Below are 21,967 nucleotides of genomic sequence, written 5' to 3'. Positions count from 1 at the left end.
TGTTACTTACTGGCAAGGTTCTCTGAAATAGCACCTTTTTTGTTACTTATGCCTTAATTCACTATACCAAGCTTCAGCATTGCTTGGTTTGCCAACCCGAATAATATGGGCTTCGTCATATTTGGCAAAGGCAAGTTTGCTAGAAATGTGCTGTCCGCATGGAAAAGGCTACCTGAAAGTTTTAGGTAGCCTTTTAAAGGATAGATTAGACATCCGGTAGGGTAGCTTCGGGGTCGCCACTTTGAGTGAATTGGGCGCAGACTTCGAGAATACCGCTGCCGAATTTTTGGATTTTGGCTTCGCCCAAGCCGTAGATGTTTTGCAGTTCGGTTAGGCTGGCGGGGCGTTGCTGCACGATGTCTTGCAGGGTGCGGTCGCCACACACGATGTAGGCTGGCACGTTGTCGGCACGGGCGCGTTCGGTGCGCCATTGGCGCAGGGCTTGCCAGAGGCGTTCTTCGCGCTCGGTGCGCAGCCATTGTTCGCGCGGGGTGCGGGTGGCGGATTTTTCGCGTTTAAGCGGACGCAGCATCACGGTTTGTTTGCTTTGCAGCACGGGGCGGGCGGCTTGGGTGAGCATGAGGGCGTGATAGTTGTGCGGATCGGTGGCGAGCAGGCCTTGGCCGATACATTGGCGGATGACGCTGCGCCATTCTTTGTCGGACAAGGCGGCACCGATGCCGTAGGTGGAGAGCTGGTCGTGGCAGTTTTGGCGGATCCAGTCGTCGGCTTTGCCGCGCAATACGTTGATGACGTAGCCGGCGGCGAAGCGCTGGCCGACGCGGTATACGCAGCTGAGGAGTTTCTGCACGTTTTCGGTAGCGTTGAAGAGGACGGGCGGGTGCAGGCAGTTGTCGCAGTGGCCGCAGGGTGGGATTTCTTCGCCGAAGTGGCGCAACAGGGCGGCGCGGCGGCAGCCGGAGGTTTCGCACACGGCAAACATGGCTTCGAGTTTTTGTTGTTCGATTTGCTTTTGGAAGTCGTTACTGTTGCCGGTTTGGATGCGTTCGCGCAGCAGGGAATAGTCGTTGAGGCCGTAGCACAGCCAGCTGGCGGCAGGCTGCCCGTCGCGTCCGGCGCGGCCGCTTTCCTGGTAGAAGTGTTCGATGCTTTGCGGCATGTCGAGGTGGGCGACGAAGCGTACGTCGGGCTTGTCGATGCCCATGCCGAAGGCGACGGTGGCCACGATGATGAGGCCTTCTTCGCGGGTGAAGCGGTGCTGGTTTTCGTTGCGCTCGGTCATGGTGAGGCCGGCGTGATAAGGCAGGGCGCGGTAGCCGTGTTCGTTTAAAAAGGCGGCGGTGTCTTCCACTTTTTTGCGGCTTAGGCAGTAGACGATGCCGCTTTCGCCGTGGGGGCGGCTGTGCAGAAAATCGAGCAGCTGCTTTTTGCCGTTGTTTTTTTCGATGATTTGGTAGTAGATATTGGGGCGGTCGAAGCTGGCGATGTATTCGGCGGCGTTTTCCAGTTTGAGATAGTGTTTGATGTCGGCACGGGTTTCGGCGTCGGCGGTGGCGGTGAGGGCGATGCGGGGGATGTCGGGGTAGCGGTCGGCCAGGAGGCCGAGCTGGCGGTATTCGGGGCGGAAGTCGTGCCCCCATTGGCTCACGCAGTGGGCTTCGTCGATGGCGAACAGGCTGATTTCGGTGTGGTCGAGAAAGCGCAGGAAGCGTTCGCTTACCAAACGCTCGGGGGAAACGTAGAGCAGTTTCAGGTAGCCTGCTTCGATGGTGTCGGCAATCTGCTGCACCTGACTGCTGCTGATGCCGCTGTGCACGCTGGCGGCGGCCACGCCTGCGGCCTGCAGGGCAGCCACTTGGTCGTCCATCAGGGCAATCAGCGGCGACACTACCACGGCCAGCCCGCGCCGCATCAGGGCGGGAATTTGATAACACAGGGATTTGCCGCCGCCGGTGGGCATCAGCACCAGCAGGTTTTGCCCCTCTGCCAGCGCGGTCACGATTTCTTCCTGCCGCCCCCGAAAGGCGTGATAGCCGAAAACTTCGCGCAGGATGTTGAGGGCGGAGGGTTGTGGCATGGGTGGTTTTCCGTTTGCAGGATTTGTTGGATATAATGGCGCGGATTTTATAGCGTTTGAAGGCTACCTGAAAGGATTTTTATGCAACTGAAGAGATTGGCTGGGCTGTGTGCCGTGTTGGCATTGGCGGGTTGCCCGAGCATGAGCAGCGGGCCGAGCCTGGGCGGCAGCTGGAGAGAAGTGGGTTTGAGCCAAAACGGCAATATGCGTTACGAAATAGATACTTCCAGTATTCGGAAAGAAGGCAGCCGGGTTAGCTTCCGCGAACGGATTACCGTGACGGATGTGGGGCGCGAGCATTATGTGAACACGCCACATTTCAAAACAGCGGTAAACCAATGGCAATTCGACTGCCAGGCGCGCACGCGCCGTTTGGCGGCGGTGGATATGTGGGATGCTTCCGGCAACAAGCTGGCTGCCAATCAATATGACACGGCCAGGCGGCCTGTCCAGCCGGTGGTGAAAGGCTCGGCCGGCGGCAAACAATTTGAAATTGCCTGCGGCAGAACTTTTTGATTTTGCTGAATTAAGGAGAGAAAATATGCGGATTAAGGGAATTGTGGCAGGTCTGTGCCTGCTAGCCGCCGCTACGCCAGCTTGGGCGGATGATGCGGCACAAACCGAGCTGTTGAGTGCGCAGATGGCGTATCAGGAAGCATTAAAAGTGCAAACTGATAACGGCAGCCGGGTGAACACGTTGCGTACCCGTTTAGAAGCGGCACAAACTGCTTTGCAGCAGAAACAGGCGGAAATCACGCAGTTGCAAACGCAATTGAATGAGGCGGATGTGGCTGCGCAGCAATCGAATACCACGTTGGAAGAAGCCGGCCGCCGGTTGGATGCGGCTTGGACGGCAGTACGCGGACAGCAGCGTTAAGCAGAGATTGGTTGCAGCAGGCTTTTAGCTTTGCAGTAACTGGTCTTGACTGGTTAAAACTGCGTTTTCAGGTAGCCTTTTTGTTTGGAGAGGCTACCTGAAAGTTTATGTGATGGTTTTGATGTTGGAGTTTGTATGGAAGAGGCTACCTGAAAGCACGGCGCAGCAGAGTTTCTGCGCAGTTAAAATTTCAGGTAGCCTTTGCTTGCCCGGCTAGATCGGCATATAAAAAACCGGCCTGATTGCTCAGGCCGGTTGGTTTATGCTGCGAGGGCATGAAGCCCCGTACCGCGTGGGTTAAGCTTTAACAATCTTAACTTTGTAGCGGCCGTCTTCTTGACGGTAAGCACCGTGGATGTCGGTTTCGAAGCCGGGGAAGTGGGCGCCGATTTCGCACAGCATCATCAGGAATTCCAAGATGGGCTTGCTCTCTTCGGTGATCATTTCGCCAGGCATTACCAACGGTACGCCGGGAGGATAGGGCAGAATCATGTTGGCATTGATCTTGCCTACCATGTCTTCCAAGTAGCAGTCTTCAATCTGGCCTTTCAGCTCAAGCTGGAAGGCTTTGTGCGGGTTCATCACCATGGTCGGCAACACTTCGAATGCGCTGAACATGAGTTCAGGCAGGTTGTGTTTGCAGATCAGGCTGTGGATGCCTTGTGCCAATTCTTGAATCCGCATGTCTTGGTAGAAAGAGGGGGATTCATTGAACACGCGCGGCAATACTTCTTCCACGGTGGCGTTGGCATCGTACAGGGATTTGAACTCGTTCAATGCGCGCAGCAGGCTGAGGGCTTTGGTGTCGTCCACGCCGATGCTGAAGAGCACGAGGATGTTGTAGGGGCCGGTTTTCTCCACGATGATGCCGCGGTCTTCCAAGAATTTGGAAACGAGGTTGGCGGGGATACCGGTTTTTTCCAGCTCGCCGTTTTTATCCAAGCCCGGGGTAAGCAGAGTTACCTTGATCGGGTCGAGGTACATGTGCTGGGCGTCGATGTCTTTGAAGCCGTGCCATTTGTCGGTCTGATGCAATTCCCAGCATTCGATGTTATCAACGTTTTCAGGTTGCCATACGTCGAAATACCATGAATCGGCATGGGCTTTGTGTTTCTTGATTTCCTTACGGAATTTAACTGCGCGCTCCAGTGAATCCTGCATCAGGCGTTTACCGGCATTGCCGCGCATCATGGCTGCTGCCACCTCGGTAGAGGCTACCATGGGGTAGAACGGAGAAGTGGAGGTGTGCATCATGTAGGCTTCGCCGAAGGTGGCGGTGTTCAGGTTACCTTTAACGTGAATCATGGAAGCCTGTGAGAATGCGGCCAGCAGTTTGTGGGTGGAGTGGGTTTCAAAGATTACCTTATCTTTAACCTGCTTACCGCCCATACCGGTTTTGCCGTTGTAGATCGGGCTGAAGTTGGTGTAGGGAACCCAAGCAGAGTCGAAGTGGATGGATTTCACATCCAGGGTGTCTTTGATCTTGTCGGTGTTGTAGAACAGGCCGTCATAAGTAGAGTTGGTAATCACGGCATGTACCGGCCAAGTGGCGCCCGGAACTTTGGTAAGTTTTTCGGTGATGACTTCTTTAGTGAATTCTTTTTGCGGAATACCACCCAAGATACCGTAGGCGTTGCGGGTCGGTTTCAGATACACCGGAGTAATGTCGCTCATCATCAACAGGTGGGTTAATGATTTGTGGCAGTTGCGGTCGATCAGTACGGTGCTGCCGGCCGGCACGGAGTACATACCCACGATTTTGTTGGCGGTGGAAGTACCGTTGGTTACGATGTAGCTATGATCGGCATTGAAGGTTTTGGCGATGTATTCTTCAGCGTCTTTGTGCGGGCCGGAGTGGTCGAGCAGAGAGCCCAATTCGCCCATAGAAACTGAAATATCTGATTTGAATGTGTTTTCGCCGTAGAAGTCGTAGAACAGGCTGCCTACGGGAGATTTCAAGAAAGCGGTACCGCTCATGTGGCCCGGAGTACAGAATGTGTATTTGTTTTTCTCAACGTAGTCAAACAGGGCTTTAGTGAAGGGCGGGGTGATATTGTCGATATAGTGACAGATTGCTTTTTCAATTTTATCAACAACGTCTTCGTTGCTGAACAGATGGCAATCGATGAAGGTGGCGTGGTCGCCTACAGCGCCGAAGTCCACGGGTTTGTCGCAGTCGGTGGGCTTCAGAATGAATACGGGCAGCTCATCGTTGAGTGCAATAATTTGTTCGTCTAATTCTCGGTTGAAAATATCCAGTGTACAGAGCACTGAGCCTATTCTGGCGTCATGTTTCAGGAACGTCAGGATTTCTTGCGGGTCATGGGCTATTCGGATGGTGTGACCACCCTTTTCCAAAGTTTCAATCAAGCTCTTCAGATAGTCACCAAGTTCCTTATGACCACAGCCTAATAAGATGTTCTTCATGATCTAAATCCTTTAAGTAAATAAAAAACAACTGCTTTTGCCAGCAGGTAAGCTGGCTTTTTGCTACCACCGCTGTTGTGCCATTTTGGCGCAACAACAGTAGTGGCAACCTGTGTTTTGCCGCTTGCGGATACAAGGGCAAAAATAAACCTGCATATGGTGTATGTAGGCAAGAGATTGATAGGGTGTTAATGATATTCTTGGCTGAGCAGCCTGGCGGTAGATAGAGAATCATGACAGCCGAGACTGGCGGCGGGTAGAATATCGGATTACAGTTAAGGACTGCTAAGAAAATGTAACAGTTGCTTTAGCTGTTGCGTTCAAGTGGGCAAATATTAGAATTATTTGCATACCTTGCCTGCATTTAAAGCTGGTTGATTTTAAAGAGCAATATCTTGATATGTGGCTGAGTTGGCAGTTTATTTGAATGCCTATCTATTTATTGATACATCATATCATAAAACATAGTGTCTTGGGTTGACTTTAGTCAGAAATTTTTAGAGTAAAGCTGCAGGATAGGGTGTGGAAAAGAAGTGTAAGAGCTATGCCGGCAAGGGCTTAGCGTGAGTTTATAAAAATAGAAACGGTAGGCTTGGGGAGGCACCTACCGTTGGAGAAGCGAGTTTGTTGCCGAATAAAAGGAGGAAGCAGTATTTTCAGATAGCCTCTGCCTGCTCTTGCCAGGCGGGGCGTTTCCATTTAGGGGCATCTTGGAAACGATAGGCGGCCATTTTGTCCAGCAGGGCGGGGATGCTACTGTCTGTGCACACTAAGCCGGTATTGGCGGCGGGCATGAAACCTTGGCTGGCGGTGTGCTGCAACAGAGTGGTGATGGGATTAAAAAAGCCATTGATGTTAAGCAGGCCGATAGGTTTGCTATGTAGTTTGAGCTGGGCGGCCGAGAGCACTTCAAACAGCTCTTCGTAGGTACCTAATCCGCCGGGCAAGGCGATGAAGGCGTCGGCCTGTTCAATCATTTTGGTGCGACGATCGGCCATATTGTCGGTGATGATGAGCTCGGTGAGGCGGCCGTGCGCCATTTCTTCGTGGCGCAGGAAGGTGGGGATGATGCCGGTTACTTTGCCGCCGGCAGCTAGGGCGGCAGAAGCCACTTCGCCCATCAGGCCGATGCCGCCACCGCCGTACACCAGTCGGCTGCCGCGTTCGGCAATGGCACGCCCCAGCTCGCGGGCGGCTTGGCTGTAGCTTGGATCTTCGCCGAGGTTGGAGCCGCAATAGACGACAATATTGTTCATAGCGTTCATATTTATTCTTTCAGGTAGCCCGAGGCCTTGGCTAAATACTGCCCACGGCATATTTCTGTGTTGCATGTGCACGCCTTAAATCGCAACTATGATACGGCAGCTTGGTGCAAGCCTCATCCTCTTGGAGGGTAGTGGTTTCGGCAATTAGCCGGTAAAAATGAAAGGGTGAATTATAGCGAAATAGGAATTTTTGCGCACAGGCCGGAGGGTAGGGTGGGCAAAGGCTATCTGAAAATGCTACAACAGCTTTTCAGGTAGCCTTTGGTTTCGGTGGAGCTTATGCTTTCAGGTAGCCTGAAAGCTTTATTGTGCAAAAAACAGGCTGCCGATTGCTCCGGCAGCCTGTTTGGCGTGCATCGTTAGTGCCCGTGGTGGCAGCCGCCACCGCCGGCGGATGCCATGGCTTCGGCAGCTTGGGCGTCGGCATGGTAGCTGGAGCGCACCATGGCGCCGATGGCGGCGTTGGTGAAGCCCATGGCATAGGCTTCGTGCTCGAACTGTTTGAACATTTCGGGGGTAACGTAGCGTAATACGGGCAGGTGGCTGTTGCTGGGCTGCAGGTATTGGCCCACAGTAATCATTTCGATGTTGTTGGCGCGCATGTCGCGCATGATTTCGCGTACTTCATCGTCGGTTTCGCCCAAGCCTACCATGATGCCGGATTTGGTGGGGATGTGCGGCATCATTTCTTTATAGCGGCGCAGCAGCTCAAGCGAATGCTGATAGTTGGCGCCGGGGCGAGCCTGTTTGTAGAGGCGCGGGTGGGTTTCCAAGTTGTGGTTCATCACATCGGGCGGGGTTTTGGCCAGAATTTCGAGGGCGATGTCCATGCGGCCGCGAAAATCGGGCACGAGGATTTCGATTTTGGTGTTGGGGCTGCGCTCGCGGATGGCGGTGATGCAGTCGGCAAAGTGCTGGGCGCCGCCGTCGCGCAAATCGTCGCGGTCTACCGAGGTGATAACAACGTAGCGCAAATTCATGGCAGCCACGCTGGAGGCGAGGTGTTGCGGCTCTTCTGGGTCGAGCGCGTTGGGGCGGCCGTGGCCGACGTCGCAGAAGGGGCAGCGGCGGGTGCAGATGTCGCCCATAATCATAAAGGTGGCGGTGCCGCGGCTGAAGCATTCGCCGATATTGGGGCAGCTGGCTTCTTCGCACACGGTGTGCATTTTCTGATCGCGCAGGATATTCTTAATTTCGAAAAACTTCTTGCCGGTGGGCAGCGGGGCGCGAATCCATGCTGGCTTTTTCAGTTTCTGCTCCAGCGGCACAACCTTAATCGGGATGCGGGCAACTTTGGCCGCGCCTTTGTGTTTTACGCCCCGGCTGTTGTCTTGTTTGTTTTCTGTGGTCATGGTTTATACCTTTGCTGTGTTTTTAATGTGGTGTGTACTTTTCAGGTAGCCTGTGTGTGGGGCTAATCGGCCGGCTTTTCAGGTAGCCTCAACTGCTGCTGCAAATGGGCGGTCAGCTTGGCGGCCACATCGACCATGCTCGGGGCGGATTGCACCAGGTCGGCGATTTGGGTCATTTCCAGCCCGGCGTAACCGCAGGGGTTGATTTGGCGGAAGGGGCTTAAGTCCATATTTACGTTTAATGCCAAGCCGTGATACACCGCGCCACGTTTGATACGCAGGCCGAGCGAGGCGATTTTTTTGCCGTCCACATACACGCCGGGGCGTTTTGGGTCGGCGGCAGCGGCGATACCGTATTCGGCCAGGCTGGCGATGATGCTGTTTTCCAAGCGGCTTACCAAGTCGCGCACGCTGATTTTGCGGCGTTTGAAATCGATTAGGGTGTATACCACCAGCTGGCCGGGGCCGTGGTAGGTGATCTGGCCGCCGCGGTCGATTTGCACCACGGGGATATTGCTGCGTGCCAATAGGTGCTCGGCTTTACCGGCCATGCCTTGGGTGAACACGGGCGGGTGCTCCACCACCCAAAGCTCGTCTTCCGTGCGCTCGTTGCGGGCGTCGGTGAAGACTTCCATGGCGTGGAAAATCGGGCTGTATTCGGCTAGGCCAAGCTGGATGACTTTCATCACAGCACCACTTTCACCAAGGGGTGTGAGGTGAGTGCGAGGTAGATGTTATCGAGCTGCGCTTTGCTGTGGGCGTTTACGGTAACCGTTACGCCCTGGTAGTTGCCTTGGCTGCTTTCACGGTGGCGCATATCGTGTTCGGCGGTGTCCGGCGCGTGCAGGCGCACGGTTTCCAATATCTGCACGGCAAATTCGGGGTGCTTGGCGCCCATGATTTTGATGGAGAAGCGGCAGGGGAATTCCAGCAGGGTTTCTTGGTTGGTTTCGCTCATGATGGATAGTCTTTCAAACGGCCGCCGTTCAAAATGGCGGCGCGGTATAATCAGAGCGGCATTTTACTGGAAAACCGATGGCTTGAACAACACGCCGCCATGTGGCGGAAATAGGGTTTCAGGTAGCCTTTGGTGCCGGATAAAGGCTACCTGAAAAGATTAACCGGCTGATTTTTATAGCTGCTTAAAATAAGAATAAGACGGCTTTGGTTTGCCGCTTTGTGTTATTTCAACAGAGAAACCGCTATAGTGTGTCAGAAAACTGCGGCCTGCTCCGTCTAAGCTATGTCTTCCATTTTCCCGAAAGCTCAAACCATGCTGCGTAAAATATTGCTGCTCTTAGCCGCCATCATTCCGGCCGTCCTCATTCTCGGCTTTTTTGCCCCTAAATTCATCGCTCAAGCCAAACCAGGAGCCCATACCATGCCCAATAATCCCGCCTTTGCTCAACGCCTCGTTTCCCTGCACACCCCTGAAGGCCGTCCCGTGCAAACCCTGCTCAAGCCCGGCCGCCCCACGCTGGTTAAATTCTGGGCCAGCTGGTGTCCATTGTGCCTAAGCGAGCTACAAACCACCGCCGAATGGCAACAGTCTGCCGAATTTTCCGGCGAAAACGCCCGTGCCAACTTGATTGCTGTGGCCTCGCCCGGCTTTCTCGGCGAAAAGCCGGAAGCCGAATTCAAGGAATGGTTCGGTAAGCTCGATTATCCCGGTTTTCAGGTAGCCCTCGATGACGGCAGCCTGGCCAAAGCCGCCGGTATTGGCGTGTATCCCAGCTGGGTGTTGCTCTCAGCCGAGGGAGAGATCTTGCGTGTGCACAAGGGCAGCCTGCAGCGCGAACAAGCCCTTGCCCTGCTCGATAATCCCAATGCCGACCTCGCTGCCGTGCCCGTGCAGCAGCACTACACCGCCGCCGACGGCAGCAGCCGCACCGCGCACACCAAAACCATCTATCTCGCCGGCGGCTGCTTCTGGGGCGTGGAAGCTTATATGCAGCGCCTGCCCGGCGTGGTGGATGCCGTATCCGGCTATGCCAACGGCCAAACCGCCAACCCCAGCTATGAAGACGTGATTCACGGCAGCGGCCATGCCGAAACCGTGAAGGTGGATTACGACCCCGAGCGCATCAGCCTAACCGACTTGTTACGCTACTACTTCCGCGTAATCGACCCTACCTCGCTTAATCAGCAAGGCAACGACCGCGGCCGCCAATACCGCACCGGCATCTACTACACCGACCCTGCCGAAGCCCAAACCGTGCGCACCGCCCTGGCTGCCGAACAGCGCAAATATAGCCGCCCCATCGTGGTGGAAGCCCTGCCGCTGCAACACTTCTATCCCGCCGAGGCCTACCATCAAGACTACCTCGCCAAAAACCCCAACGGCTATTGCCACATCGACATCGGCCTGGCCGATAAGCCGCTCGAGCCGGCCGAAGGTAGCAGCGCGCCCGTCAAAGGCTTTAATCCCGCTACCTACCGCAAGCCCGACGACGCCACCCTGCGCCGCACGCTCACCGACGAGCAATACCGCGTTACCCAACACGGTGATACCGAACGCGCCTTCAGCCACCAGTATGACAACCTGTTCGAGCCCGGCCTGTATGTCGATGTCGTCAGCGGACAGCCCTTGTTCAGCAGCCGCGACAAATTCAATTCCCATTGCGGCTGGCCCAGCTTCACCCGCCCCATCAGCCCCGACGCCGTTACCGAGCACGACGACTACAGCTACCATATGCACCGCACCGAAGTGCGCAGCAGCGCCGCCCATTCCCACCTCGGCCACGTCTTCCCCGACGGCCCCCAAGATCGCGGCGGCCTGCGCTACTGCATCAACGGTGCCAGCCTGCGCTTCATTCCCGAAAACCAAATGCAGCAGCAAGGCTATGGCGGCTACCTGAAAGATTTGCATTAAGCGTGGATCAATGCAAAAGGCTACCTGAACGTTCAGATAGCCTTTGTTTTGAGATGGCTGAGCTAGCTAATCTAATTAGAATTGATAAGTCGGCGAGCTACAGGCAGTACGGGCGTATGGCAAGGATAGCCAACTCCATACTGGGTAAGTTGATTGGCTAAAGGCTAGCTGAAAAGGAATAACGAGCTTTCAGGTAGCCTTTTCCTTCATAAAAAACTGCCTGCAATCGTTTGCAGACAGTTTGGTGCGAGATTGGCAGAGCCGGCCTATTTGGCGGCGGCGGTGCCGAAGTATTGTTGGTGGATGCGGTCGTATTCGCCGCTGGCTTTAACGGCGGCCAAGGCTTTATTGAGGGTGTCGCGCAGTTCGGTGTCGTCTTGGCGCAGGGCGATGCCGTAGTGTTCGGCTTCGAAATCGGGCACTTTAATCATGGTGAAGCCTTTGTCGCCGTTGTGTTTGATGAATTCCATCACCACGGAGCTGTCGCTCACGGCTGCGTCCACGCCGCCGTTTTGCAATTCTTTCAGCAAGAGGGGCAGGCTTTCGAAGCGGGTTACTTTGGGATTGGTGGCGCCCAAGAGTTTGGAGGCGGCCAAATCGCCGGTGTTGCCGGTTACCACGCCTACGCGGTTGAGGTTTTTCAAATCTTCCACGGAAGCCACCTGTTTGCCTTCGGGCACGGCCACTACTTGGGTGATTTCAAAGTAGGGGTCGGTGAAGAGCATGCTTTGCTGGCGTTCGGGAGTGATGGTTACGGCGGCCACCACTACGTCGGCATCGCCGTTGCGCAGGCTGTTGAAGAGGCTGTCCCAAGACTGGTCTTTAAATTCAACTCGGTAGCCGGCTTCTTTGGCTATGGCGTTGATGAGGTCGATATCGAAGCCGCTGAGGCTGCCGTCGGGATTTTTAGATTCGAAGGGGGCGAATTCGGCATTGGTGGCCACGCGCAATACTTTTTCGCCGCCGGGGGCAGAAGCGCCGGAGGCGTTGGCATCGGCAGGCTGGGAAGCTTGCTGAGTGCTACCGGAATTGCCGCAGCCGCTGAGGGCGATGGCGGAGCAGGCCAGGGCGGTGGCCAGCCATTTTTTCATGTTCATTGTTTCGTTCTCCTGGATTGGTTTGGATATTAATTAATGATTGCGCTCCGTACGCATCATTCGGGAACACATCATACAACCATATGCGGAAATTCTAAAGGTTTATTGCAGAATATAGCCACAGCACCTTATTCCTACTGAGGCAGTAGGCGCACTTTGTTGCCGTATTCATGCTGTCTGTAGGCTGTATTGTGGGAAGAAGTAATCGCTTCAACGATATCAGGTAAGGCTACCTGAAAGCATCGATTGCTGCGAACCTAAAATGCCGTTTCATTGTTCAGCCTGTATCGAAGATAGCCTGCTTCGCTGCAACAGGCAGGCTTAAGCTACGCCGTGTAGGCAAAACTCCATTATAATAGCGGCTGTTATCATCTTAATCGGTGCATTTTAGCCATGCCGTATCCGTTTGCCCCCGAACAGCCCGAGCGGCGGCGCCTGCTCGCTTCGCTGGCTGCCGTTTCCGCCGTTGCCTGCCTGCCTCAAGCCGCCCGTGCCGGGGCGCAGCGTGAGGAGACGCTGTCGGACGATGTGACTTCGGTGATGCGTCATTCGGTGAATAATGTGAACCCGCCGCGCCTGGTGTTTGAAAACCCGTATAACGCGCCGCGTTGGCTCAATGATATGTCGCTGCGGCTGGCACGTTTTGTGCCCGACCCGCTGGAGCGCCGCCGCCTGCTCATCAACATCCAATACGAAACCACCCGTGCCGGGCTGGATACGCAGCTGATTTTGGGGCTGATTACGGTGGAGAGCGCGTTTCGGCAGTATGCCATCAGCAGCGTGGGTGCGCGCGGGCTGATGCAGGTGATGCCGTTTTGGCAGCGCTACATCGGCAAACCGGAGCACAACCTGTTCGACATCCGCACCAACCTGCGCTACGGCTGCACCATCCTGCGCCACTACAGCAATCTGGAAAACGGCAATATGGAGCGTGCATTGGCGCGCTACAACGGCAGCCTCGGCAGCCGGCGCTATCCCGACGCGGTGATTGGGGCATGGCAGAACCGCTGGCAGTGGTCGTAGTTAGGCTACCTGAAAGCCCATATTTCGACTTTCGGTATAGCCGAAGTGCCTTTTCTATTTTTCAGGTAGCCTCCAGCGCGAAGCAGGCTACCTGAAAAAATATAATCTGAGATCAACTGCAAAATATGGAATATTTCACTGCCGCGCAAGCCTTCACCCAAGCCATCAAAAATCTACACATCCTACTCAAACCGCTCGGATTCAAGAAAAAAGGTAACCATTTCTACCGCTGTACCGAGCAGGGTATAGGTCAGCTTATTCACACGCAAAAAAGCCAGTGGAGCAACAAAAGCAGCATCAGCTTCACTTTCAATATCGGCCTCGCCTACCCGCTGTTGCAACACGACCCGCGGTTCCAAGAAATCGGGCAGGCCCTGCCTGATTTTCCGAGCATACACGATTGCCTGGCACAGGAACGCATTGGCTTCCTGCTGCCCGAACCGGAGCAGAAAGATATTTGGTTTGAAGTAGCAGATGGTGCAAATAACATTGCCGTTTTGCAAGAAGTGCAAACCATAGTGGAAACATTTGTGCTGCCACACTTTGCTGCACACAACCTGCCGCAGCAGCTTTATCCGCTTATCGCTAACCGGCACGCCATGCGGCTGGCCGCCAAATTGGGTGAGCCGGAACAGGCGCAACGGTTTTATTGGGCAGAGCGAGAGGGGGCGCAACAGCGCTATCGTGAAGAGTGCCAAGCCGCCGAGCATTTCCAACCGGGGGATGACGAATATTACGAAGACGAAGATGGCTGCGTCGTATTCGGCAGCGAGCAGCCCGCCCCGCAAGTTTGGCTGGATTACTTAGCAGAGCTGGAGCAGGATGCTGCTCGATGGGGCGTGCAGACGTAAGCTTTAATGGCACATAGATCCTTTCAGGTAGCCTCAAGGTGTAAAGCAGGCTACCTGAAAACTAATCCAGCCTTGCCAGCGTTAAAAGCCCACCGACGGAGCAAGGCTTCGGGTATAATCTGCGGCGTTTTTCCCCAACTCTTTCGGTTAAACACTATGTCTCGAGCTCCCCGCACTGCACTGTTGCCTGCAGAATGGCGTGCCAGCGCATCGCTTTCCGGCGTGTATGCGCTGCGTATGTTGGGCATGTTTTTGGTGTTGCCCGTGTTGGCGCTGTATGCCAAAGAGCTGCCGGGCAGCACGCCTGGATCGGGCGGTTTGGCGATTGCGGTGTATGGCTTAACGCAGGCGCTGTTCCAGCTGCCGCTCGGTATGCTTTCCGACAAGTTGGGACGTAAAAAAGTAATTTATCTCGGCCTGGTGGTGTTTGCTTTGGGCAGCTTTATTGCCGCTGCGGCAGATAGCGTTACCTGGCTGCTCATCGGCCGGGCGATTCAGGGTGCTGGCGCAGTGAGTGCGGCAGTTACCGCTCTTTTGGCGGATTTAACGCGTGAAGAAGTGCGCACCCGTGCCATGGCTTCGGTGGGGCTTACCATCGGCCTTACTTTTGCCGTCAGCATGGTGGTTTCGCCGCTGCTTACCCGCTATATCAATGTTTCCGGCCTATTTGCGCTCACCGGTGCGTTGTGTGTGCTGGCTATAGGCGTGGTGGCGTGGATTACGCCCAATCCGCAGCGCGGGAAGTTCCACGAAGATACGGAAATGCAAACTTCGCGCATCAGCGAGGTGTTGCGTAATAAACGCCTGATGCAGCTTAATTTCGGTATTTTCGCTTTGCAGGCGGTGATGATGGCGATTTTTGCCAGCCTGCCGATTGTGATGCGCGGCCTGGGGCTGCCCAAAGAGCAGCATTGGCAGCTTTATCTGCCGGCGGTATTGCTGGGATTGCTATTGATGGTACCGGCGATTGTGGTGGGTGAAACGCGCAATAAGCTCAAGCAAGTGTTTGTGGCCGGTATCACGCTGATTGCGGCGGCTTTATGCGGTATTTATGCCGGTCAGGCTTCGCTCTTGGCTATTGGCATATCGCTGGTGGTGTATTTTGTCGGCTTCAATATTTTGGAAGCCAGCCTGCCGTCTATCGTGTCGAAAGTAGCGCCGACGGACTTGAAAGGCACCGCCATGGGCATGTATAACACAGCGCAATCCATCGGCGTGTTTGTGGGCGGCGCGGCTGGCGGGCGTTTGTTTGAACATTTCGGCTTTATCGGCGTGTTTGCCTTTTCTATGCTGCTCACGCTGGCCTGGCTGCTGATGGCCGCCGCTGCGCCCGCACCCGCTGCCGTACGCAATTTGGCGCTGAGCATATCTCCCATCTGGCAAGGCTGCGAAGAGCGGCTCTTGGCCGTATTGCAGCAGTTTGAAGGCGTAGAGGCGGCCAGCCTCAGCGCCGACCGTTCAACCGTTTACATCAAGGCGCGGCAGCAGGGTTTCGACGAAGCCGCCGCCAAACAGATTATTTTAGGAGGAAATCATGTTGAATAAAGTGATACTTATCGGCAACTTGGGGCGCGATCCCGAAGTGCGCTACCTGCCCAGCGGCGATGCCGTGGCCAATTTTTCGATTGCCACCAGCGAAAACTGGAAAGACCGCAACGGCCAGCGCCAGGAGCGCACCGAATGGCACAACATCAGTATGTTTGGCCGCTTGGCGGAAATTGCCGGCCAATATCTGAAAAAAGGCAGCAAAGTGTATATCGAAGGCCGCATCCAAAGCCGCAAATACACCGGCAAAGACGGCATCGAGCGCACTGCATACGACATCGTGGCCAGCGAAATGAAAATGCTCGACGGCCGCAACAGCGGCAGCAGCCCCTACGAAGGCGGCGACCAATATGCAGCCGCACCCAGCAGCCCGCGCCAGCAGCCTGCCCAAGGCTACAATGAATCGGCCTACGCCGCCGAGCCGCCCGCTCCGCCCCGCCGCCAAGCCGCCGCGCCCGCCCCAGCACCGATTGACGATATCGATGACGATATTCCCTTCTGAGCTATACATAAATTACATTTTGTAAGCTTTTCGATTTCAGAATTTATGAAAAATAATATAAATTAGAGCGTTAGGGGCTGTCCTGGTTATCTAGGATAGCCCCTAATTCAACGCGTTATCTAGGAAATATCATGACCAAGCAGGTAAACTACAACCAGCATCCCGAACAGCAAGCCCGCGACATCATTGACCAAAAATTGGAGCAGGCAGGCTGGACGATACAGTCGGTGAAGCACTTTAATCCCAATAGTAGTTTGGGCGTGGCAGTGCGTGAATATCCAACCGACAGCGGTCCGGTAGATTATCTGTTATTTGTCGATAGAGAGCCGGTTGCCATTATTGAAGCTAAAGAAGAAAACTTTGGCCATAAGCTCAATACGGTTGAAGAGCAAAGCGCGCGTTATGCTGATAGCGAACTCAAACATATCCCGCAAGCGGATATTGCTTTTTTATATGAAAGCACGGGTGTCATTACTCGTTTTACCAACCGCAACGATCCCGCGCCGCGTGCCCGTGAAGTCTTCCATTTTCATCGTCCCGAGACATTGCAAAAATGGGCAAGCGAAGGCAAAAACACCCTGCGCGCCAAACTTAAAGCCATGCCGGCACTCAATCCTAACCATCTGTCTGCAGCGGCGTTAGGGTTGCGCGATTGCCAATTAACCGCCATCGAAAATATGCAAGATTCTTTGGCAAAAGATTTGCCGCGCGCCTTGATTCAAATGGCCACAGGCGCAGGTAAAACTTATACCGCCATTAGCATTATGTATCGTTTGCTCAAATATACAGGCAAACGCCGCATTTTATTTTTAGTCGATACCGTCAACTTGGGCGAACAGGCCGAGCAGGAAATGTTGGTTTTCACTCCACCTGATGACAACCGAAAATTTACTGAACTCTACAACACTCAGGTCATTAAATCGCCGCATATTCCCAACGGCGTAGAAGTTTGCATTTGTACCATTCAGCGCATGTATTCCCTATTAAAAGGGGAAGAACTGGCGATACCGGACGACAGCATGGAATTAGAAGAATGGGAAAACCGCTTAAAAGAACCATTGCCCGTTGCCTATCAACCGGATCTGCCACCTGAATTTTTTGATTTTATCTTTATCGACGAATGCCATCGCTCCATTTACAACCTTTGGCGACAAGTGTTGGATTATTTTGATGCCTATCTGATCGGCTTAACCGCCACACCGGACAACCGCACTTTTGGCTTTTTCAATCAAAATGTCGTCAGCGAATACAGCCACGAGCAAGCCGTTGCCGATGGAGTAAACGTAGGCAATGAAGTCTATCTGATCAATACCAAAATCAGCCTGGATGGCGGCAAATTCAAAGCCGAAGAATTGATCGAACATCGCGAACGCACCACACGCCGTAAACGCTGGCAGCAACAAGATAGCGATGAGGCCTATACTGCCAAACAACTCGACAGGGATGTTGTCAATCCAAGCCAAATCCGCACTATTATCCGTACTTTCCGCGACCATTTGCCCGTAATGTTCCCAAATCGTCAAGAAGTGCCCAAAACCCTGATTTTTGCCAAAAACGACAGCCACGCCGACGACATCATCAAAATGGTGCGGGAAGAGTTCGGGCAAGGCAACGAATTTTGCAAAAAAATCACTTACAAAGCCAAAGACGATATTGTGGGTGAAAACGGCGAAATCATCGAACAAGGCGAAGAACCCAAAACCGTCTTGGCGAATTTCCGCAATAGCTACAACCCGCGCATTGCCGTTACCGTCGATATGATTGCTACGGGAACCGATGTCCGCCCGCTCGAATGCCTGCTGTTTATGCGCGATGTCAAAAGCCGCAACTATTTTGAGCAAATGAAAGGACGCGGTACACGCACGCTTGATAAAGAAGGCTTGCAAAAAGTCAGCCCTTCCGCATCATCAGCCAAAACCCATTATGTGATTGTCGATGCCATCGGTGTTACAAAATCGCTCAAAACGGCAAGCCAACAATTAGACACCAAGCGTTCGGTCAGCTTCTCCGATTTAGGAAAAGCCGTCGTTTTCGGCGGTGCATATGATAGCGACAGCATCAGCTCACTGGCGGCACGCCTTGCCCGTTTAAACAAACAGCTTGATGACGAACAACAGAAGCAAATCACTGCCATCACAGGCGGCGTCCCATTACCGCAATTGGTCAAAGACCTGTTTCATGCCATTAATGCCGACGAAATCCATTGGGCAGCTTGCGAGCAAGAAGGCATTTCCATTGATGAAACGCCGTCTGAAAAAACCGTTTTACAGATACAAAAACAGCGCGTCAAAGCCGCCACACGTCCGCTTTCCATGGAACTCATCACCACGCTGGACGACATCCGCAAACAAAACGAGCAGAAAATTGACGCCGAGATTGATGAAGTCATCCATGCAGGCTGGGCGGAAAATGATGAAACCCTGACCCAAGATTTTGCCGAATGGATACGCAGCAACAAAGACGAAATTACCGCCTTGCAGATTTTCTATAATCAGCCTTATCAACGCCAAGCCTTAAGCCTTGCGATGATTAAAGCGCTGGCAGCCGCCATCAAAAAAGCCAAACCGAAATTGGCATTCAGTCATATCTGGCAGGCATACGCGCGTTTGGATAACGTCAGCGAACAGGTAGAAAGCGAACTCACCGCCTTAGTCAGCCTTGTTCGCCGCGTGATTGGCATTGATGACAAAATCACCCCGTTTACCAAAACCGTGCGTAAAAACTTCCAAACATGGACTTTTGAACACAACGCCCGCGCCGATAAACCGCTGACTGAAGAACAAATGCAATGGCTGACCATGATTCGCGACCACATCATCACTTCCTTTGCCATTGAAGAGAACGACTTTGAACTTACCCCGTTCAACCAACACGGCGGCTTAGGGCAGGCTTATGATGTATTGAGCGAAGTTGCCGCCAATGACCAAGACTTTAACACCCTATTAAACGAGATTAACCAACAATGGACAGCATAACAATGACCAAAGAACAGCAATTGCCGAAAGGGTGGAAAATAGAACGATTGGGTGATATTACTATTAGTGAAAAGGGTAAAAAACCAAAAAACCAATCTAGCGAAAAAACAGATACATATTGCTATCCCTATGTGGATATTGAAGCTTTTGAAAAAGGTGTTATTAAAAGCTATACCGATGGAGTGAAATGTGTTCTGTGTGATGAAGATGACTTCTTAATGGTCTGGGATGGTTCACGCTCTGGATTGGTAGGTAAAGGCATTAAAGGAGCATTAGGCAGTACACTTGTTCGCATTTCATTACCAAATATAAACAATCTTTATGCTTATTATTTCTTGCTGTCAAAATATAAAGAAATTAATACTCGCGCTAAAGGTTCTGGTACACCACACGTTGATCCCGATTTATTGTGGAATTATGCTTTTCCCATTCCACCAAATCAAGAAACCCAACAAGCCATCGTCAATAAAATCGAAAGCCTGTTTGACGAAATCGACGAAGGCATAGGTCGTCTGAAAACCGCAGCGCAGCAAATCCAACAATACCGCCAATCCCTGCTCAAAAACGCCTTTAACGGTGAACTCACCAAAGAATGGCGTAGCAAGCATGCAGACACCTTGCCGTCTGAAAACGAACTGCTCGCCCAAATTCAGACGGCCCGCGAACAACACCACGCCCAACAGCTTGCCGACTGGCAAACAGCCGTCAGCCAATGGGAACAAAATGGAAAAGAAGGGAAAAAACCGAGCAAACCCAAAGCGCCGACACAAGCGGTTAAGTTTGAAGAAAATTTTGCAGATTTGCCGAGTGGGTGGGGAGTAGTGAAATTAGACAAAATTGTGAAATATATTACTGATGGGGATCATCAAGCACCACCAAAATCATCTAATGGCATTCCGTTTATCACTATTTCTAACATTGATAAAAAAGATTTCAGCATTAATTTTTTTGATACTTTTTTTGTTAGCGAGGATTATTACAATCAAATATCCGAGTTAAGAAAACCAAAAAAAGGTGATATTTTATATACTGTTACAGGTAGTTTTGGTATTCCGGTAATGGTGGATTTTGATAAAAAATTCTGTTTTCAGCGGCATATTGGTCTAATCTCACCATTAGAACAAATATCTGCTCAAAGATGGTTATTTTATATTTTGCAGAGTCCACAAGTCTTTAAGCAAGCTGAACAATTATCAACTGGAACAGCTCAAAAAACAGTTGCATTATCTAGTTTGAGAAATTTTGAGATTCCATATTGCTCCCTAGCAGAACAAACCCAAATCGTTGCCATTTTAGAAAGCAAACTCACCGCCTGCGACCAACTCGCCGACGAACTTGCCAAACAACTCAAACAAGCTGAACTGCTTAAACAGGCCGTCTTAAAAGCGGCTTTTTCAGGTAACCTTTTGGATAAATAAATTAAAGAGAAAACGAATATGACCACAACGCAAAACCACACTTCAAACGCCATCGTCCAAAAGGTTTGGAGTTTCTGCCATATGCTGCGCGATGACGGCGTAAGCTACGGCGACTATTTGGAGCAGATTACCTATCTGATTTTCTTGAAGATGGCGTTTGAATACAGCCAGCCGCCCTACAATCGTGATGTCGGCATTCCGGAAGAATACAACTGGAAAAGTCTGACCGACCGCACTGGCGCGGAATTGGAAAGTCATTATCTCGCTTTGTTGCGCGATTTAAGTATGCGCAAAGGCTTGCTTGGTCAAATCTTTGCCAAGGCGCAAAATAAAATCCAAGACCCGGCTAAATTATCCCGTTTGGTTGCGATGATTGATGAAACCAAATGGACGCGCTTGGGCGTGGATGTAAAAGGCGATATTTACGAAGGCATTTTGGAAAAAAATGCCGAAGATACCAAATCCGGCGCGGGGCAATACTTCACGCCGCGTGCTTTGATTCAAGCAATTGTCGAATGTGTCCGCCCGCAGGCAGATACCCTGATTGCCGACCCGGCAGCAGGTACCGGCGGCTTTTTATTGGCGGCATACAGTTATTTGGAAAAACACGCCAATCTAAACACCGAGCAAAAAGCGCGGTTAAAAAACGGGACGTTTTTCGGCAATGAAATTGTCGCCAATACCCGCCGTTTGTGTTTGATGAACCTGTTTTTACACGGCATCGGCGAAATGGACGGCGAAAGCCCGATTAGTTCCGATGACTCCTTGGTTGCACCCAGCACACGCAAAGTGGACTTGGTTTTGGCCAATCCGCCATTCGGTAAAAAAAGCAGCATGACTATTACCAATGCCGAGGGCGAAGCCGAAACCGAAGATTTTGTCTATAACCGTCAAGACTTTTGGGCAACCACTTCCAACAAACAAGTCAACTTCTTGCAGCATATTTACACGATGCTCAAAAACAACGGGCGGGCTGCCGTGGTCGTGCCCGACAATGTGCTGTTTGAAGGCGGTGCAGGCGAAACCGTGCGTAAGAAGCTTTTGCAAATTACTGATTTGCATACAATCTTACGTTTGCCGACGGGTATTTTCTACGCGAATGGTGTCAAGGCAAATGTGTTGTTTTTTGATAACCGCCCCGCACAAGAGCAAGCGATTACCCAAGAAGTTTGGATATATGATTACCGCACCAACGTGCATCACACACTGAAGAAAAAACCGATGCAGTTTGCAGATTTACAGGATTTCATTACCTGCTATTGCCCTGAGGACCGTTCAAAACGCGCAGAAACCTATCATGCCGAAAACAATCCCGACGGACGCTGGCGTAAATTTAGTATCGATGAAATCAATCAGCGAGAGAAAACCAGCTTGGATATTTTCTGGCTGAAAGACCATTCTTTAACCGACTTGGACAATCTGCCCGCCCCTGATATTTTAGCCGATGAAATTATTGAAAATATCGAAGCGGCTTTGATGAGTTTTCGAAGCGTTGCTGAGCAGTTGGGATAATCAGGGAAGTAGCTAAAAAATGTTTTAGAAACCAAATCCGCTACCTGTTCCCGAGTGGGAGTAGGTGTTGGGTTTGTTTTGGGTGTTTCAGGTAGCCTGCTGTGTGGCCGTAGGTTGGAATGAACAGAGCATATGGATGCTGTGTGCTTAGTGCGGCCAAAATTAGGTGAGTTCGCTTGTTAAGCCGTTGCAATAATAAAGGCTACCTGAAAA

Annotated in this window: 17 protein-coding genes; 10 read left to right on the top strand and 7 right to left on the bottom strand. The window is 52.4% G+C overall.

Annotation, left to right across the window (positions count from 1 at the left end; translation table 11 throughout):
* Positions 1-205 precede the first annotated feature (205 nt).
* Positions 206-2,038 carry a DNA helicase RecQ gene (gene recQ, locus ACO6EE_RS03260; protein ID WP_485959188.1) on the bottom strand — a complete coding sequence of 611 codons (1,833 nt, stop codon included), beginning with the start codon at positions 2,036-2,038 and terminating at the stop codon, positions 206-208.
* An 81-nt stretch (positions 2,039-2,119) separates the two neighbouring features.
* On the opposite strand from recQ, the gene ACO6EE_RS03255 reads away from it, so the two are divergent.
* Both ACO6EE_RS03255 and ACO6EE_RS03250 read left to right on the top strand, forming a co-directional pair.
* The gene (locus tag ACO6EE_RS03255) at positions 2,120-2,554 is read left to right on the top strand and encodes a surface-adhesin E family protein (protein WP_485959186.1); all 435 of its coding nucleotides are present in this window, start codon (positions 2,120-2,122) and stop codon (positions 2,552-2,554) included.
* 25 nt (positions 2,555-2,579) lie between these two features.
* On the top strand, positions 2,580-2,915 hold the full coding sequence (locus ACO6EE_RS03250) for a hypothetical protein (protein ID WP_485959185.1): 336 nt from the start codon (positions 2,580-2,582) through the stop codon (positions 2,913-2,915).
* Positions 2,916-3,212: 297 nt separating this feature from the next.
* Here ACO6EE_RS03250 and ACO6EE_RS03245 read toward each other — a convergent pair whose 3' ends face one another.
* From ACO6EE_RS03245 to ACO6EE_RS03225, 5 genes are all read right to left on the bottom strand, one after another.
* Positions 3,213-5,342 (bottom strand): lysine decarboxylase LdcC, encoded by a 2,130-nt coding sequence (locus ACO6EE_RS03245; protein WP_485959183.1) that lies wholly within the window; start codon positions 5,340-5,342, stop codon positions 3,213-3,215.
* Between the two features lie 656 nt (positions 5,343-5,998).
* Positions 5,999-6,673, bottom strand: a complete 675-nt coding sequence (locus ACO6EE_RS03240; RefSeq protein WP_485959181.1) for an LOG family protein — start codon at positions 6,671-6,673, stop codon at positions 5,999-6,001.
* A 293-nt stretch (positions 6,674-6,966) separates the two neighbouring features.
* Entirely contained in the window at positions 6,967-7,959 is a 993-nt protein-coding gene (gene lipA, locus ACO6EE_RS03235) for a lipoyl synthase (RefSeq protein ID WP_070632522.1), read from the bottom strand.
* Positions 7,960-8,021: 62 nt separating this feature from the next.
* Positions 8,022-8,645 (bottom strand): lipoyl(octanoyl) transferase LipB, encoded by a 624-nt coding sequence (gene lipB / locus ACO6EE_RS03230; protein WP_485959179.1) that lies wholly within the window; start codon positions 8,643-8,645, stop codon positions 8,022-8,024.
* Entirely contained in the window at positions 8,645-8,917 is a 273-nt protein-coding gene (locus ACO6EE_RS03225) for a YbeD family protein (RefSeq protein WP_023886423.1), read from the bottom strand. Before ACO6EE_RS03225 ends, lipB begins: the two co-directional genes overlap by 1 nt.
* A 315-nt stretch (positions 8,918-9,232) precedes the next feature.
* Here ACO6EE_RS03225 and msrAB point away from each other — a divergent pair, with 315 nt between their 5' ends.
* Complete coding sequence (gene msrAB, locus ACO6EE_RS03220) at positions 9,233-10,831, top strand: bifunctional peptide-methionine (S)-S-oxide reductase MsrA/peptide-methionine (R)-S-oxide reductase MsrB (RefSeq protein WP_485959178.1); 1,599 nt, start codon at positions 9,233-9,235, stop codon at positions 10,829-10,831.
* A gap of 266 nt (positions 10,832-11,097) precedes the next feature.
* Here msrAB and ACO6EE_RS03215 read toward each other — a convergent pair whose 3' ends face one another.
* Positions 11,098-11,928 (bottom strand): transporter substrate-binding domain-containing protein, encoded by an 831-nt coding sequence (locus ACO6EE_RS03215; RefSeq protein WP_379975869.1) that lies wholly within the window; start codon positions 11,926-11,928, stop codon positions 11,098-11,100.
* Positions 11,929-12,321: 393 nt separating this feature from the next.
* Between ACO6EE_RS03215 and ACO6EE_RS03210 the strand changes: the two genes are divergently transcribed.
* The 7 genes from ACO6EE_RS03210 (at position 12,322) to ACO6EE_RS03180 (ending at position 21,754) form a co-directional block, all read left to right on the top strand.
* Positions 12,322-12,951, top strand: coding sequence for a lytic transglycosylase domain-containing protein (locus ACO6EE_RS03210; protein WP_126983115.1), 630 nt, complete (start codon positions 12,322-12,324; stop codon positions 12,949-12,951).
* A 125-nt stretch (positions 12,952-13,076) separates the two neighbouring features.
* On the top strand, positions 13,077-13,802 hold the full coding sequence (locus tag ACO6EE_RS03205; RefSeq protein WP_485959177.1) for a DUF4304 domain-containing protein: 726 nt from the start codon (positions 13,077-13,079) through the stop codon (positions 13,800-13,802).
* A gap of 156 nt (positions 13,803-13,958) precedes the next feature.
* Complete coding sequence (locus tag ACO6EE_RS03200; RefSeq protein WP_485959176.1) at positions 13,959-15,347, top strand: MFS transporter; 1,389 nt, start codon at positions 13,959-13,961, stop codon at positions 15,345-15,347.
* Complete coding sequence (locus ACO6EE_RS03195; protein ID WP_485959194.1) at positions 15,334-15,849, top strand: single-stranded DNA-binding protein; 516 nt, start codon at positions 15,334-15,336, stop codon at positions 15,847-15,849. Before ACO6EE_RS03200 ends, ACO6EE_RS03195 begins: the two co-directional genes overlap by 14 nt.
* A 260-nt stretch (positions 15,850-16,109) precedes the next feature.
* Positions 16,110-18,824 carry a type I restriction endonuclease subunit R gene (locus ACO6EE_RS03190; RefSeq protein WP_485959174.1) on the top strand — a complete coding sequence of 905 codons (2,715 nt, stop codon included), beginning with the start codon at positions 16,110-16,112 and terminating at the stop codon, positions 18,822-18,824.
* A 2-nt stretch (positions 18,825-18,826) separates the two neighbouring features.
* Positions 18,827-20,242: a restriction endonuclease subunit S gene (locus tag ACO6EE_RS03185; protein WP_485959172.1), complete on the top strand. Its 1,416-nt coding sequence runs from the start codon at positions 18,827-18,829 to the stop codon at positions 20,240-20,242.
* Between the two features lie 18 nt (positions 20,243-20,260).
* Positions 20,261-21,754: a class I SAM-dependent DNA methyltransferase gene (locus ACO6EE_RS03180; protein ID WP_485959170.1), complete on the top strand. Its 1,494-nt coding sequence runs from the start codon at positions 20,261-20,263 to the stop codon at positions 21,752-21,754.
* The last annotated feature ends 213 nt before the right edge of the window (positions 21,755-21,967 follow it).

The sequence above is a fragment of the Eikenella sp. genome, assembly GCF_057315495.1.
Note: the sequence above shows the minus strand (reverse complement) of the source record. Positions and strands in the feature narration are given on the sequence as shown.